Consider the following 13,415-nt stretch of genomic DNA (forward strand, 5'->3'; position numbering starts at 1 on the left):
ATACCAAGAGGGAGAGATTACTGTGGCATACATTACATTTCAAAGCAGTGAAGCTAAAATTCAAGATCAAAAAGAAGTAGGAAGTTTCCTAGAGAGCCAGGAAGTAATTTATGAAAATTGGGATATTTCTAAGCTACCTCAGTTATTAGTAGACAAATATCTATTATCTGATAAAGATAAAAATGACATACTTAACACCTTTAGTAAAGAAATTGCAGATATTTCAACAAGACGCGGATATAAAGCCCAAGATGTCATTTCTTTATCTGAAAACACACCAAACCTCGACACACTATTAACGAACTTTAAAAACGAACACCACCATACTGATGACGAGGTCCGTTTTATTGTAAGTGGTCACGGTGTATTTGTGATTCAAGGAAAAGACGCAGAATTTTTTGAAGTCCATTTAGAACCAGGTGATTTAATTTCAGTACCAGAAAATACTAGACACTATTTTACCCTCGAGGAAGATAGAAAAGTAGTCGCAATCCGTATTTTTGTAACTACTGAAGGCTGGGTGCCTATTTACGAAATAGAAGAAGTAAAGCTATAAAAAACTGGTTGGGGATATTTTAATCCCAACCAGTTTTTTATTTCAATCATATAGGAAATTGTCGTAAATGTTAAAAAGTAAAGAAGAAAAATGTCGAAAAACCAAAGAAAATGCTTGTTTTGTCTACTTTTGCGAAAGTATTTACTTTTCAATAAATTCTTGTCATAATTCATCAAGTAATCAAAATTTTTAACGATTTAGTGCAAAAGAGTAAGGAGTAGGTGGAGAAAAGTGTACACGAACGAGACTGTCCCTTCTGAGATGCTTGAAGCAATAAAAATGAAAAGGGAACTAATGATAACTTGTGCAAATAAGAAAGGCTTTACGAGTGAAGAAACCATTAAATACAGCCAAGAGCTGGATGTACTGATAAATGAGTATCATAAAGTTTCAAGCCAATCTCCAGAGCCAAAGGAAGAAATTAGATTTGCCTTTAACCAGATGGTGATGATCTGGCCCAAGGTTTTTGTTTAACAGCATAATTAAGAGAGGATTAGAAAAGTTCAATAATGAAAATCATTAAAAGTAAGCCAATAATAAAAGCATATGTTGAAACCCGCTCATTTCCATCACCATGACTTTCTGGAATTAATTCCTTATAAATGATGAATAACATCGCACCAGCTGCAAACGATATCCCATATGGGACAAGCCCTCTTACAAATGATGTTAAATAAAATCCAATTAATGACGAGACAATCTCTATTGCTCCTGTCAAAGTTGCCACAACGAAGGCCTTGAACTTGCTGATTTTTTGATTGATTAAAAATAGTGCAACTAGAAGGCCTTCAGGTGCATTTTGAAACCCAATTGCCAGTGCAATCATATTACCGGTATCACCAGAGCCTGATGCATAACTAACGCCAACTGATAAACCCTCTGGAATATTGTGCAGTGTGATTGCTGCAATGATTAGCATCGCTTTTTCATCAAACTGTATTCCATACTGATTGTGCTCTAAGTCGAGATGTGGAATATTTTTCTCCAATAAAGTAAGTACCATGACCCCAGAGCATATCCCGATTGCAAGTGGAATAAACCCTCCGAGTTTTAATGCCTCAGGAATAAGACCGATCATGGAGGCAGCCATCATAATACCTGCACTAAAAGCTAATAATATGTCCTTCCATCGATGTGTGACTGATTGTTTGATGAAAAGAATGATCAACGCACCAGCTCCAGTTGCTAATGCAGAAAGAACACTGCCTATAAATACTTCATTCATTCAGACCTCATACCTTTCATAATGGAAGAAAACGAACCTATCCCCTGCAAATTTTGACAAACTGTGATAATTGTCATTGTTTATATCTGAATATTTCTTATAGTTAAATTAGTGCATACCTCACGAAATCCAACAAATTACCTTCAACAATTACTTCTAGATTTTACTTCATTATCAAATTTAATCATTAAAAATCCAGAAAACTATCTTTGTTTGGTACTATGCTTGTGTTGCGAGTCATATATCGTAATAAAAAGCATTTTTCATAACCAAATCAGCAAACGCTTTCAATCACGGATAGAAAATATGGGGGAGGGAAAATCCTACATGCACATTGTCGTATGTGTCAAACAAGTACCAGATACAAAAATTATTAAGATTAATCCCAAAACAAACACATTAGACCGTCGCAGCGCACCAGCCATTTTAAATCCATATGATGCTCACGCTGTACAGGAGGCAGTAAGGATTAGAGAAAAGACAGGTGGAACTATATCCGTATTATCGATGGGACCGCCTCAAGCTACTGCTATTATTAAGAAGAGTATTGAAATTGGGGCAGACAGGGGCTATTTGATTTCTGACCGTGCCTTTGCTGGTGCAGATACACTTGCGACTAGTTATGCTTTAGCCAAAGCGCTTGAAAGGATTAGCAAGGAGGAGCCTGTGGATATGGTGATTTGTGGTAAGCATGCCATAGACGGGGACACTGGACAGGTTGGTCCAGGAATTGCAAGAAGGATGGATATACCTCCTGTTACAAATGTAATAGAGGTACCTGAGATCAATTTGGAGGAAAAAACAGTATTAATTAAACGTAAATTATCCAACGGCTATGAATTGATTCAAGCTGAATTACCCTGCTTATTAACAGTCGAAAAGGAAATTAATGACATTGAGTACTCGCCTATGCCAAATATGATTATGGCCGCTAGATATGAACCAGTCATTTGGGCGGTAAGTGACCTAGAAAATGTTGATCGTACTCAACTTGGATTAAAAGGTTCTCCAACTATTGTGGGTAAGATGTTCACTCCTCCACGTCCAGAAGGTGGAAAAAGGATTGAGGGTTCTTCTGATGTGCAAGTAAAACAGCTAATGGACATTTTAATGGAGAAAAAGGATCTATTTGTCTTGCAAGAATCTAAATAATTGAACGTGCCTAAGTTGTGGGGAGGGATATACATGAATTTTGATGATTACCGTGGAGTCTGGATATTCATTGAACAAAACGGGGGTAAGATTGAAGGCGTATCATTAGAACTCCTTGGGGCAGGGAGGAAGCTTGCCGATAAATTACAAGTACCATTAGCAGGTTTTTTACTAGGAAGCGGGGTTAAGTCACTTGCGAATCAAGTAATTGCCTATGGTGCTGATGAAGTTTACTTAGTTGATCATCCAGTGTTAAAGCAATATAGAACTGAGTCGTATATGAAGGGTGTTATGCAAGTTGTCGAAAAGTATAGGCCTGAAATTATCCTTTATGGTGCAACACCAAATGGCAAAGATTTAGCTAGTGCGGTTGCAACAGATTTGGTAACGGGATTAACAGCAGATACAACGATGCTAGATGTCGATTTAGACAGTCGATTACTAGAGGCAAGTCGTCCTGCCTTTGGCGGCAACATTATGGCAACCATCCTTTGTAAAAAGCACCGTCCGCAAATGGCAACTGTTAGACCTAAGGTTATGAAAGCTTTAGAGCCAGAAAAAAGCAGACTGGGAAGAATTATCGTAGAGGAGATCGACCTTAAGGAAGAAGATATGCGGACAAAAGTACTTCAAATTGTGAATGACGTAACAAAAAAAGTTAATCTAGCCGATGCACACGTCATTGTATGCGGTGGAAAAGGAATGGGGGATGTTCAAAACTTCCAAATCCTTTATGAGCTGGCAGACACGATTGGAGCAACTGTGGGAGGTACTCGTGATGTGGTGGAAGCAGGGTGGCTTCCGCATGAGCTTCAAATTGGTCAAACGGGTGAAACGGTAACACCAAAAATATATTTTGCTGTTGCCTTATCAGGAGCTATTCAGCATGTGGTTGGTATGAAGAACTCTGAGTTAATCATCGCCATTAATAAGGATCCAAATGCACCGATATTTGATGTAGCTACTTATGGGATTGTTGGAGATGCAATGGAGGTTATCCCAAAATTAATCGAACAATTTAAGCAGCTGAGAAGCGAAAAGGGCGGTGAATTAAGCTATGTCGGAGAAATTTGATGTTATCGTTGTTGGGGCAGGTCCTGCAGGGACAGCTTGTGCACTTGTTTGTGCACAAAGTGGATTAAACGTACTGCTAATCGAAAGGGGAGAATACCCTGGCAGTAAGAACGTAATGGGTGGTGTTCTATACCGTAAACAGATGGAAGAGCTGATACCAGAGTTTTGGAAAGAAGCTCCTCTAGAGCGTCCAGTCATTGAACAGCGGTTTTGGATGATGGACCAAGAATCGGTTCTTCAATTTGGTTACAAAGGGCTAGAGTGGGCCGTAGAGCCTTATAATAACTTTACTGTATTAAGAGCACAGTTTGATCAATGGTTTGCAAAGAAGGCGGTCGAAGCTGGAGCACTGCTGATTAATGAGACGGTTGTAACAGAATGCCTCGTTGAAAATGGTAAGGTTGTAGGTGTTCGAACGGATCGGCCTAATGGTGAAGTATATGCTGATGTTGTTGTTCTTGCAGACGGTGTTAATTCCCTATTGTCAAAACAATTAGGCTTTCACAAGGAATTTCGTCCTGATGAAGTCGCACTTACCGTTATGGAAGTTATTAATCTGCCAAAAGAAAAAATTAATGACCGTTTTAATTTGGAGGATAATCAAGGCTGTACAATTGAGATTTTTGGAGATTCCACTAAAGGTAACCTCGGTACAGCGTTCCTATATACGAATAAAGATAGTTTAAATATTGGAGTAGGCACCACGCTTTCAAGCATGATTAAGGCCAAGCTGAAGCCATATGAACTACTTGACTATTTAAAGACACATCCTATGGTAAAACCGTTGATATCTGGTGGTGAATCCGCTGAATATCTTGCACATCTTATCCCAGAGGGCGGTTATCGTTCTGTTCCGAAAGTGGCAGGTAATGGGGTAGTAGTTGTAGGGGATGCAGCACAGCTTGTTAATGCCATCCATCGTGAAGGCTCGAACATGGCGATGTCATCAGGAAAGATGGCTGCAGAAGCTGTAATAAAGGCCAAGAACCGCAATGACTTTAGTGAGTCTAGTTTGAATAGTTACCGAGAGGCATTATATGGAAGCTTTATTATGAAAGATTTAGAGAAATATAAGGACGCTGCTCATACGTTTGAGAAATATCCACAGTACTTTAAAGAGTACGTACCAATGATGAATAAAGCCGCAAGCAAATTCTTTACTGTAGACGGGACACCAAAGCGTGATAAGCAAAAGGAAATTATGAAGAGTGTTACAGCTGAAAGAGGAACGTTCAAAGTATTGCAAGATATTTATCGTGCTTGGAAGGCGGTGAAATAATGTCAACTAAGAATATCGAAGAAAAACAGTATCTTCTTCGTTTTAAAGCCGATACAAAGTCACATTTAACCGTAATGGACGATGATATTTGTGCAACAAAATGCCCTGATAAAATTTGTACCATTTTCTGTCCTGCTGAAGTGTACAAATGGGAAGGATTACGGATGCAAGTTGGATATGAGGGTTGCCACGAATGTGGAAGCTGCCGAATCGGCTGTCCGTACCAAAATATTAAATGGGAATACCCAAAAGGCGGACACGGAATCGTATTCCGTCTAGCGTAACAACAAATTAAAAGCAACAAAAAATAAACCAGTTCTCACTGGTTTATTTTTTGTGGAATTTATGTGTAGGTCCTGAATTCACTGTATGTAGGTTTATTCACAAATGGAGGTAAAAAGAAGGTGAAGCAGAGGGATAGGTTTTGTGGTTTAGCTTATTTTTTCTTGTAGGTTTAAGGAGAAGAGTTGATCTAATTTGCTAGATTTGACAATCGAACTGGCTAGATTATTTGCATCTGCCATACATTCCATTCTAGGTGAACAGTAATATGGTTTTTTCCAGTTGAAGTCACCTTCACAATCAGCAGGATAAATACTCACTTTCCAGTTGTAGTAAATCTTTGCCTGTGGAAGTTGTTCGCCTTCAACTGCGATCAGCCAATGAGTCCAATTGCTGTCATTCATCTCTTCTAGCACAAGTTGATCATTTAAACCAATTGGGATTAATGCTTTTTGATAAAAATCATGATAATTTGGAGTTTTCATATATTCTTAGCCCTCCTTTTATTTTATCTATCTATATTATATTAAAGTTTATAACTTTTTTTGAGTTAAAATGTTAAAATTTTTCGAAAACTGAATTCTTTTGTTAATAACAGTAAAAATAGGGGTTTTTTAATTAAATGTGACCCGAGTCACAACATTAAACATTCAAGCCTTATATACTTAACACATAAATAATAATTAAGAGGTGTATGAGATGAGTGGCTGCATGAGTGCTTTTGGTGGTGTGCCTCAAGCTGAACTAAGCAAGGGACTTAAACAATTAAAGGAAGAACATCCAGCTTTATTGGCACAATTAGAGGGACTTTACAATTTAACCCTGCAAATCGAACAAGGTTTTGAAGTCGAAACGAACTTTGCAGATTTAATCATTAAGGTAGCAGAGTTTAAAGCAGAGCTTGAACCACATTCAGAAAGAGAAGAAGGTATACTTTTTCCAATGATGGGTGTCTATCTTGGTACAACATCAGGTCCAATTGCAGTGATGGAATATGAACACGACCAAGCGAAAGGACATATCGGTGAATTTCTTGGAAAATCTGGTGACGGTCTAACTATTGAAAATATGAAAAGCCTGGCAGAATTAGTAAAAAATGCATACTTTATCTTAACTGAGCACTTCTCAAAGGAAGAAAATGTTTTATTTCCAATGGCAGAAAGAATGCTTTCAGATGAAGAAAAAGAAGAACTTTATCGTAAAATAAAAGAAATAAAATAAAGGATGGGCGCTGCCCATCCTTATTATTAGATTTGATTCCACTCTTGTACCTTTTGGTCACTAGGTAGAAGAAAAGCAATTAGACCTAGTAATGGTAATACACCAATCGCAGAAACCATCGTTGTTAACCCAATTAGGTCTGCTAAATACCCAAGTCCAACTGAACCAATAGCTCCCATACCGAATGCAAGCCCAACTGTTAAGCCTGACATCGTTCCAATTTTCCCCGGAACTAATTCTTGAGCATACACCACAGTCACAGAAAAGCTAGTCATTAAGATAAAGCCTGTTAGTGATAAAAAGATAAAGGCAATAACAGGAGGAACAAAAGGGATGAGCAGCGAAAAAGGAATAGTCGCAAGCATAGAAACCGAAATGACGGTTTTCTTGCCAAAACGGTCGGCCAGCGGGCCACCAAAAAAAGTTCCAAATGCACCTGCAACTAAGAAAGCAAATAAGAAAAGCTGTGATTCCTTGATAGAAAATGAATATTCCGTAATAGCAAAGAACGCATAGAAGTTAGTCATACCGGAAATATACCAAGATCTTGCAAAGATAAGCACTAAAATTAACCCCAAAGCCCGTTTTACACCTTTAGAAAGGCCAAATTCTTTGCCATTAACGGTTTTCTTTTTCTCAGTCCTTACCATAACAGCTAATCTTTGATTATACCAATTTGCTATATAAATTAATAATACTACTGCAAGTGCTGCAGCGATTGTAAATAAGGAAGCACCTCTTTGCCCAAGTGGAACGAGAATGAGAGCTGTAATAAGCGGTGCAAGTGCCTGACCCGTGTTCCCGCCAACTTGATAGATGGATTGTGCTAATCCCCGCCGCCTTCCAGCGGCCATATAAGCTACTCTGGACCCTTCAGGATGGAATACAGCTGACCCTAAACCGATAAACAGTACTGAGATGACAATCCAGCTGAAACTTGGTGCATAAGCCAATCCCAGGACTCCCCCAAGTGTAAAGCTGAGGCCGATTGGCAAGGCATAGGGCATTGGTTTTTTATCTGTTATCACTCCCACTATCGGCTGCATAACAGAAGAAACCATATTTAACGAAAAGGCAATAATGCCTAGTTGAGTAAAACTAAGCCCCATTGATTTTTCAAGAATTGGAAACATCGCAGGAACAACAGACTGTATCGCATCATTGAGTAAATGGCAAATCCCAATGATATATAGAATATTGAACATAGTGGACTCAGATGCTTTTGGTGCTTTTACTGGCATGGCAGCCTGTTGAGACATGGGGATCATCACCTTTTAAATAGTTAGTATCAAACTTTTAATATATTTATCTTACAAAAATTCAAACTAAATGAGAAATATTTCTTTCTAATTTCGAAATATTATTTATAAACAGTACTATTAAGGGGCCATTTGACACTATCAGAAAAGTTTTTTATAATAATCTTGAAGTCGAGATATTTTAAAAATCAAAAAGGATGCGTTTTTATGGAAAATGGTTCTATATCTCAATCACTAAAACTGTTCATAGTTCTTTCAAGGGCGTATAAGGCCATAAATGAGCATGTAAATAAAGTAATTCAAGCGAGTGGATTAAATCCTACAGAGTTTGCCGTTTTAGAATTGTTGTATCATAAAGGTGATCAGCCCATGCAGCAAATCGGAGGAAAAATCCTGCTTGCCTCGGGAAGCATTACCTATGTTGTAGATAAGCTAGAACAAAAAGGGATGTTGAAAAGGATAGCCTGTCCAAAAGACAGAAGAGTAACCTACGCACAAATTACTGATGAAGGTAAAAATTTCATTCAAGAGATTTTTCCTGACCATGCCCAAGAAATTCATAAATTAATGTCAAGCCTAACCGATACGGAAAAACAGGAAGCCATTGATTTATTAAAAAAATTAGGCTTGCCTGCGGGTAAATTTTAATACGGCTAATGCCGTATTTTTTTATTTTAAAGGAATATTATGACAGAATGTCGAATTAAATTTAGTTGAGAAAAAAATAGTTAGGGGATGTTTTAATGAGCTTTGAAAATTATACATATGTCCGGCCTAATTTAGCCGAAGTAACTGCTAATTTCGACGTGGTTCTTGATCGGTTCAAACATGCAGCTTCTCTTGAAGAACAAAATATTGCCATGAATGAAATCAATGAGATTAGGAATAGCCTAGGCACCATGTTTAATCTTTGTTATATCCGACACTCAGTTGATACAAATGATGAGTTTTACAAAGCTGAACAGGATTACATGGATGAGATTCAACCGGAAGTGGAGGGATTGGTGACGAAATACTACCAAGCCCTTGTGGAGTCTAAATTCCGCACTGAACTGGAAGCAAAGTGGGGTACTCAGTTATTTGCACTTGCAGAAGGTCAATTAAAGACTTTTATACCAGAAATTGTTCCATTGCTTCAAAAAGAAAATAAGTTATCAACCGAATATACAAAACTCCTTGCATCCGCGAAAATTGATTTTGAAGGTGAAGAAAGGACGCTTGCACAACTAGATCCTTTTACTGAATCAATTGATAGAGATATGAGAAAGCGGGCAAATGAAGCAAAGTTTGGTTTTTTTGCAGCAAATGAAGCAGAACTTGATCGAATCTATGATGAACTCGTGAAAGTAAGAACCGAGATTGCTAAAACACTGGGCTACAAGAACTTTGTTGAACTAGGATATTACCGAATGATGAGAACAGATTACAATGCTGAAATGGTTGCGAACTTTAGAATGCAGGTTAAGGACTATATAGTCCCGCTCGCTACTAAATTAAAGGCTCGCCAGCAGGAGCGTATAGGTGTAAATCGACTAAAATACTATGACGAAGCCTTTAAGTATCAGACTGGCAATGCTAATCCTAAGGGCAGTCCGGAATGGATTATTGAAAATGGACAAGAAATGTATGAAGAGCTTTCGAAAGAAACGGGTGAGTTTTTCAAGTTTATGCAAGAAAACAACTTGATGGACCTTGTTGCTAAAAAAGGTAAGGCTGGCGGAGGATACTGTACATACATTGAGGATTATAAAGCACCATTTATCTTTTCGAATTTCAATGGTACTTCTGGGGATATTGATGTTTTAACACATGAAGCTGGGCATGCTTTTCAGGTATATTCCAGCAGGCATTTTGAAATCCCAGAATACTACTGGCCAACATTCGAGGCAGCAGAAATTCATTCAATGAGTATGGAATTTTTTACATGGCCATGGATGGAGTTATTCTTCAAGGAAGATACAGATAAATATAAGTTCTCTCACTTGAGTGATGCATTATTATTCCTTCCATATGGAGTTTCTGTTGATGAGTTCCAGCATTGGGTATATGAAAACCCTGAGGCTACACCGGAGGAACGTAAGCAGCAATGGCATGCCATCGAACAGAAGTATCTGCCGCATAAGGACTATGATGGGCTGACATATCTAGAAAACGGAGGCTTCTGGCAGCGTCAGGGTCATATTTATAATTCACCTTTCTATTATATTGACTATACGCTTGCTCAAATTTGTGCTTTCCAATTCTGGAAACGCTCAAGAGAGAATCAAGAAGAAGCTTGGGCTGATTATGTAAAGCTTTGTAACCTTGGTGGAAGTATGTCATTTACAAATCTTGTGAAAGAAGCTAATTTAATTTCTCCATTTGAAAATGGTTGTGTTGAATCTGTAGTGGGTGAAATTGAGACGTGGTTAAATTCAGTAGAAGATCAGAAACTATAAAAAGAAGCGAAGCCTACGGGCTTCGCTTCTTTCAATTTTATCTTTCTCTTCTAAAAAACAATCTATAAAAAAAGCTCGTCTTTGTTTGTCCCTAAGGTCATATAGTAGTGATAAGGGGGAGATGATGTGAGGAAGAATTGGGCAGCAGCTTTTCAAATCGCCGCAGTCTATGTTGGTACAGTAGTAGGAGCGGGATTTGCAACAGGGAGAGAAATCGTAGAGTTCTTTTCTCGATTCGGTTTCTTTGGATTTATTAGTATTCTAATGAGCGGTTACCTCCTTATCATGCTAGGATCCAAGTTAATGAGAATCGCCGCTCAGATTAATGCGGTATCATACCAAGAACTCAATGTTCACTTGTTTGGGAAAATTGCAGGCAAGGGAATTAATATAATTATGCTTATTATGTTACTGGGGGTTAGTGCGGTAATGCTCGCGGGAGCTGGTGCCGTTTTTGAGGAGCAGTTAGGGCTATCCAAAAGCTTAGGTGTTTTTTTAACTATATTTTTATCCTTTATTGTCATGCTAGTCGGGACTAAGGGAATATTTGCGGTAAACAGTTTCGTAGTCCCAATCATGATCTGTTTTAGTTTGATGTTGATGACCATATCGATTAGACAAACAGATTTCTTGGATAAATTATTATATATCCCATATGCAGTCGATGGATGGAAAAGTGTGTTAGCCCCATTTTCTTATTCGGCACTAAATTTAGCCTTAGCCCAAGCCGTTCTAGTACCGATAGCAAATGAAATCAAAGATGATTGGACAATTAAATGGGGCGGAATATTGGGTGGTGCTGCATTGACTGTTATTTTATTGTCGAGTCATTTTACGCTGATCATGCTTCCAAATTTGGAAGTATATGAGATTCCGATGGCCATTATCATGAAGCAAATTGCTCCATTTTTTTACTGGATTTTTGTACTGGTTATTTATGGTGAAATTTTCACTTCAGTTATCGGAAATGTTTTTGGTCTTGATAGACAGGTAAAACAGTATATTGCTGTTCCTACTTTCGTATCTATTTCAGTCATTTTTTTAATTTCCTATGTAATTAGTCTGGTTGATTACAGTATGCTGTTATCAAATTTATACCCACTATTTGGATACATCAGCCTGACTTTCTTCGTGTTGCTATGGCTGAAACCTTTTAAAGCTAATAAGTGAACAAAGTAAAATAAGCATCTGTTCGCAAGGGGAACAGATGCTTATTTTAATGGAAATAGGATGAACATGAAGAGATCAAACACAATATGAGAGACAATGATTAATGGCATGCTTTTTTTCCATATATAAAGTGTTCCCCAAATAAGACCTGAAACAAAAGCGGCGAGCACAAGGAAAAATGCTCCAGAGTAAATGTGGACTAACGAATATAACAAGGCGCCTCCTAAAATACTTCCGAAAACCCCGAAATATCTTAGTAATCGCTTCTGTACAAATCCACGCCAAAAGAGTTCCTCACCTGGAGCAGCAATTAAAATTAAAGCAAGGTATTCCCAAAATACAGATGGGCCAAACCAACGATAAAGTCTTTTAACACTTTGATCAATAGGAGGATATACCGTTTCAATTAGCTGGTACCCAAGCCAAAAGAGAAAATATAACAGCACACCAGATATAATACCAATGGAGAGATATTTTATAAAGGATGCTTCGTCATCAACTGCTTCTTGAAACATCGCAAATGTAATTAAAAAAAGCATTGTACCGGAAAAGATATACCAGAAAATGGATCTATCATCAAAAGTGAAATACATCAGGCAATGAGCAATTAATAAACCGACGAGCAATCGTAAGTCTAAGAATAGATTTTTTGACATTTAAAACTCCTTTCATATGATAGAATTTATTTTAGCAGAAAAGATTCTATAAAAGGAAATGATTACAATGGTGACATTGTAAATAAGAATATAAAAAAGTGAAATCATATTAAAGTATAGAAAGGAGGCGTAACAGTAATGAGTAAATCTAAAAGTCAAGAAGAACGGGAATGGACAGTTCGTAAACAAGATCAAAACCCCCATGGTAAAGTAAAATCGTTGAAGCAAATTGCTGATGAGACCAAACAGGGCAGATAATTAAGGATCATTCTGATTACAAATCTTATCTAAAATATTTATAATTTATACTTGATAATAGCAAAATAAAAAGGCAGCCCTTTGGCAGCCTTTTTATTTTTTATGTTAATACACGCTTTCTTTTACAACTTTATAATTTTTATGGTTCACAACTGTTCTTTGATCCAATTCTAAGTCGCGATAATTATCCATGAATGTTAGGTCGACTATTACAGAGTTCTCATTTACTTTTTCCACAACACCTTGTAGACCGCCACGGAATTCAATTATATTTCCTACTTCTGCTTTTTTCAATTTAGTCTCTCTCCTTTACCTGACAATCTATTCTTTATATATTTAAGTAACAGTTTGCACTAATATTTTTGTTTCGTAAAGGGTTTTATGTGACAATTAAGTAAATTTTTAAAAAAATGGTATCGCTTGCAAAAAAGGTGGACATTTTCCAGAAAATGTGTTTTTTTACCGATGATTGACTCTTTGAATAGAGCTTCATTACAATATGAGTAAAGGTGGTGCCTTAGAGTGAATGAGGAATATGTAAATGAGATTCTTGATAAATTAATGAAAGGTGAACTTACAGAATACTATGTGAAGAATGAGGATTTCCTCTCCTTTAGACAAATTATTGTTAATAGGGAAGATTTTAAGCATTTTCGTGGTATTGCCAAGCGTGGCGGAGATGTTTTATATCGATACTTAAGTGAACCTAGAAGCTAATACGAAGTAATGAAAAGAATTGGTCATACCCAGTTCTTTTTTCATAACGGTGGTATTATCTTTTGGAAAAATCTATAAATTTGCTAAAATAGTATAGGTCTTATACTTAGGTTCAAGGGGATGGAATA

General features: G+C 37.3%; 17 protein-coding genes. 12 read left to right on the forward strand and 5 right to left on the reverse strand.

The features are described 5' to 3' along the window. Positions 1–22: 22 nt before the first annotated feature. Positions 23–556 carry a 1,2-dihydroxy-3-keto-5-methylthiopentene dioxygenase gene (locus BTR25_RS00590; protein WP_075685089.1) on the forward strand — a complete coding sequence of 178 codons (534 nt, stop codon included), beginning with the start codon at positions 23–25 and terminating at the stop codon, positions 554–556. 231 nt (positions 557–787) lie between these two features. Further along, positions 788–1,030 carry an aspartyl-phosphate phosphatase Spo0E family protein gene (locus BTR25_RS00595; protein WP_254842606.1) on the forward strand — a complete coding sequence of 81 codons (243 nt, stop codon included), beginning with the start codon at positions 788–790 and terminating at the stop codon, positions 1,028–1,030. Between the two features lie 19 nt (positions 1,031–1,049). Here the strand turns inward: BTR25_RS00595 and BTR25_RS00600 are convergent, their stop codons facing one another. Further along, a complete protein-coding gene (locus tag BTR25_RS00600) occupies positions 1,050–1,781 on the reverse strand; it encodes a ZIP family metal transporter (RefSeq protein ID WP_075685091.1) in 732 nt (243 codons plus the stop codon). Positions 1,782–2,108: 327 nt separating this feature from the next. Between BTR25_RS00600 and BTR25_RS00605 the strand changes: the two genes are divergently transcribed. Genes BTR25_RS00605 through BTR25_RS00620 form a run of 4 tightly spaced genes read left to right on the forward strand, consistent with a single transcriptional unit; the run spans position 2,109 to position 5,570 of the window. Next, the gene (locus BTR25_RS00605; RefSeq protein ID WP_075685093.1) at positions 2,109–2,933 is read left to right on the forward strand and encodes an electron transfer flavoprotein subunit beta/FixA family protein; all 825 of its coding nucleotides are present in this window, start codon (positions 2,109–2,111) and stop codon (positions 2,931–2,933) included. Positions 2,934–2,966: 33 nt separating this feature from the next. Beyond that, positions 2,967–4,007 (forward strand): electron transfer flavoprotein subunit alpha/FixB family protein, encoded by a 1,041-nt coding sequence (locus BTR25_RS00610; protein WP_075685095.1) that lies wholly within the window; start codon positions 2,967–2,969, stop codon positions 4,005–4,007. After that, positions 3,991–5,286: an FAD-dependent oxidoreductase gene (locus BTR25_RS00615; protein WP_075685097.1), complete on the forward strand. Its 1,296-nt coding sequence runs from the start codon at positions 3,991–3,993 to the stop codon at positions 5,284–5,286. The genes BTR25_RS00610 and BTR25_RS00615 overlap by 17 nt, the downstream gene beginning before the upstream one ends. Next, positions 5,286–5,570, forward strand: coding sequence for a ferredoxin family protein (locus tag BTR25_RS00620; RefSeq protein WP_075685099.1), 285 nt, complete (start codon positions 5,286–5,288; stop codon positions 5,568–5,570). The genes BTR25_RS00615 and BTR25_RS00620 overlap by 1 nt, the downstream gene beginning before the upstream one ends. Positions 5,571–5,717: 147 nt before the next feature. Here the strand turns inward: BTR25_RS00620 and BTR25_RS00625 are convergent, their stop codons facing one another. After that, complete coding sequence (locus BTR25_RS00625) at positions 5,718–6,053, reverse strand: hypothetical protein (protein ID WP_075685101.1); 336 nt, start codon at positions 6,051–6,053, stop codon at positions 5,718–5,720. A gap of 214 nt (positions 6,054–6,267) precedes the next feature. On the opposite strand from BTR25_RS00625, the gene BTR25_RS00630 reads away from it, so the two are divergent. Next, positions 6,268–6,789, forward strand: a complete 522-nt coding sequence (locus BTR25_RS00630; RefSeq protein ID WP_254842607.1) for a hemerythrin domain-containing protein — start codon at positions 6,268–6,270, stop codon at positions 6,787–6,789. A 26-nt stretch (positions 6,790–6,815) separates the two neighbouring features. Here BTR25_RS00630 and BTR25_RS00635 read toward each other — a convergent pair whose 3' ends face one another. Beyond that, a complete protein-coding gene (locus BTR25_RS00635) occupies positions 6,816–8,048 on the reverse strand; it encodes an MFS transporter (RefSeq protein WP_075685103.1) in 1,233 nt (410 codons plus the stop codon). Positions 8,049–8,255: 207 nt separating this feature from the next. On the opposite strand from BTR25_RS00635, the gene BTR25_RS00640 reads away from it, so the two are divergent. The 3 genes from BTR25_RS00640 to BTR25_RS00650 all read left to right on the forward strand — a co-directional run bounded on the left by BTR25_RS00640 (position 8,256) and on the right by BTR25_RS00650 (position 11,656). After that, positions 8,256–8,696, forward strand: coding sequence for a MarR family winged helix-turn-helix transcriptional regulator (locus BTR25_RS00640; protein WP_075685105.1), 441 nt, complete (start codon positions 8,256–8,258; stop codon positions 8,694–8,696). 95 nt (positions 8,697–8,791) lie between these two features. Next, positions 8,792–10,486, forward strand: a complete 1,695-nt coding sequence (locus BTR25_RS00645) for a M3 family oligoendopeptidase (protein ID WP_075685107.1) — start codon at positions 8,792–8,794, stop codon at positions 10,484–10,486. Positions 10,487–10,612: 126 nt separating this feature from the next. Continuing rightward, positions 10,613–11,656 carry a YkvI family membrane protein gene (locus BTR25_RS00650; RefSeq protein WP_075685109.1) on the forward strand — a complete coding sequence of 348 codons (1,044 nt, stop codon included), beginning with the start codon at positions 10,613–10,615 and terminating at the stop codon, positions 11,654–11,656. A gap of 41 nt (positions 11,657–11,697) precedes the next feature. Here BTR25_RS00650 and BTR25_RS00655 read toward each other — a convergent pair whose 3' ends face one another. Then, complete coding sequence (locus BTR25_RS00655; protein ID WP_075685110.1) at positions 11,698–12,312, reverse strand: CPBP family intramembrane glutamic endopeptidase; 615 nt, start codon at positions 12,310–12,312, stop codon at positions 11,698–11,700. Between the two features lie 138 nt (positions 12,313–12,450). Here BTR25_RS00655 and BTR25_RS28010 point away from each other — a divergent pair, with 138 nt between their 5' ends. Continuing rightward, complete coding sequence (locus tag BTR25_RS28010) at positions 12,451–12,570, forward strand: DUF6254 family protein (RefSeq protein WP_254842608.1); 120 nt, start codon at positions 12,451–12,453, stop codon at positions 12,568–12,570. A gap of 105 nt (positions 12,571–12,675) precedes the next feature. Here BTR25_RS28010 and BTR25_RS00660 read toward each other — a convergent pair whose 3' ends face one another. Beyond that, positions 12,676–12,864 (reverse strand): YkvS family protein, encoded by a 189-nt coding sequence (locus BTR25_RS00660; protein ID WP_075685112.1) that lies wholly within the window; start codon positions 12,862–12,864, stop codon positions 12,676–12,678. Positions 12,865–13,092: 228 nt separating this feature from the next. On the opposite strand from BTR25_RS00660, the gene BTR25_RS00665 reads away from it, so the two are divergent. Next, the gene (locus BTR25_RS00665) at positions 13,093–13,287 is read left to right on the forward strand and encodes a hypothetical protein (RefSeq protein ID WP_075685114.1); all 195 of its coding nucleotides are present in this window, start codon (positions 13,093–13,095) and stop codon (positions 13,285–13,287) included. Positions 13,288–13,415 lie beyond the last annotated feature (128 nt).

It is taken from the genome of Bacillus sp. MRMR6, assembly GCF_001940785.1.
In the GTDB taxonomy this organism is placed as follows: Bacteria; Bacillota; Bacilli; order Bacillales; family Cytobacillaceae; genus Neobacillus.

Coding starts and splice junctions, on each gene's coding strand:
- BTR25_RS00655 (WP_075685110.1), bottom strand. CDS start 12,312: ATGTCAAAAAATCTATTCTTAGACTTACGATTGCTCGTCGGTTTATTA.
- BTR25_RS00620 (WP_075685099.1), top strand. CDS start 5,286: ATGTCAACTAAGAATATCGAAGAAAAACAGTATCTTCTTCGTTTTAAA.
- BTR25_RS00625 (WP_075685101.1), bottom strand. CDS start 6,053: ATGAAAACTCCAAATTATCATGATTTTTATCAAAAAGCATTAATCCCA.
- BTR25_RS00615 (WP_075685097.1), top strand. CDS start 3,991: ATGTCGGAGAAATTTGATGTTATCGTTGTTGGGGCAGGTCCTGCAGGG.
- BTR25_RS00640 (WP_075685105.1), top strand. CDS start 8,256: ATGGAAAATGGTTCTATATCTCAATCACTAAAACTGTTCATAGTTCTT.
- BTR25_RS00610 (WP_075685095.1), top strand. CDS start 2,967: ATGAATTTTGATGATTACCGTGGAGTCTGGATATTCATTGAACAAAAC.
- BTR25_RS00630 (WP_254842607.1), top strand. CDS start 6,268: ATGAGTGGCTGCATGAGTGCTTTTGGTGGTGTGCCTCAAGCTGAACTA.
- BTR25_RS00600 (WP_075685091.1), bottom strand. CDS start 1,781: ATGAATGAAGTATTTATAGGCAGTGTTCTTTCTGCATTAGCAACTGGA.
- BTR25_RS28010 (WP_254842608.1), top strand. CDS start 12,451: ATGAGTAAATCTAAAAGTCAAGAAGAACGGGAATGGACAGTTCGTAAA.
- BTR25_RS00605 (WP_075685093.1), top strand. CDS start 2,109: ATGCACATTGTCGTATGTGTCAAACAAGTACCAGATACAAAAATTATT.
- BTR25_RS00645 (WP_075685107.1), top strand. CDS start 8,792: ATGAGCTTTGAAAATTATACATATGTCCGGCCTAATTTAGCCGAAGTA.
- BTR25_RS00635 (WP_075685103.1), bottom strand. CDS start 8,048: ATGTCTCAACAGGCTGCCATGCCAGTAAAAGCACCAAAAGCATCTGAG.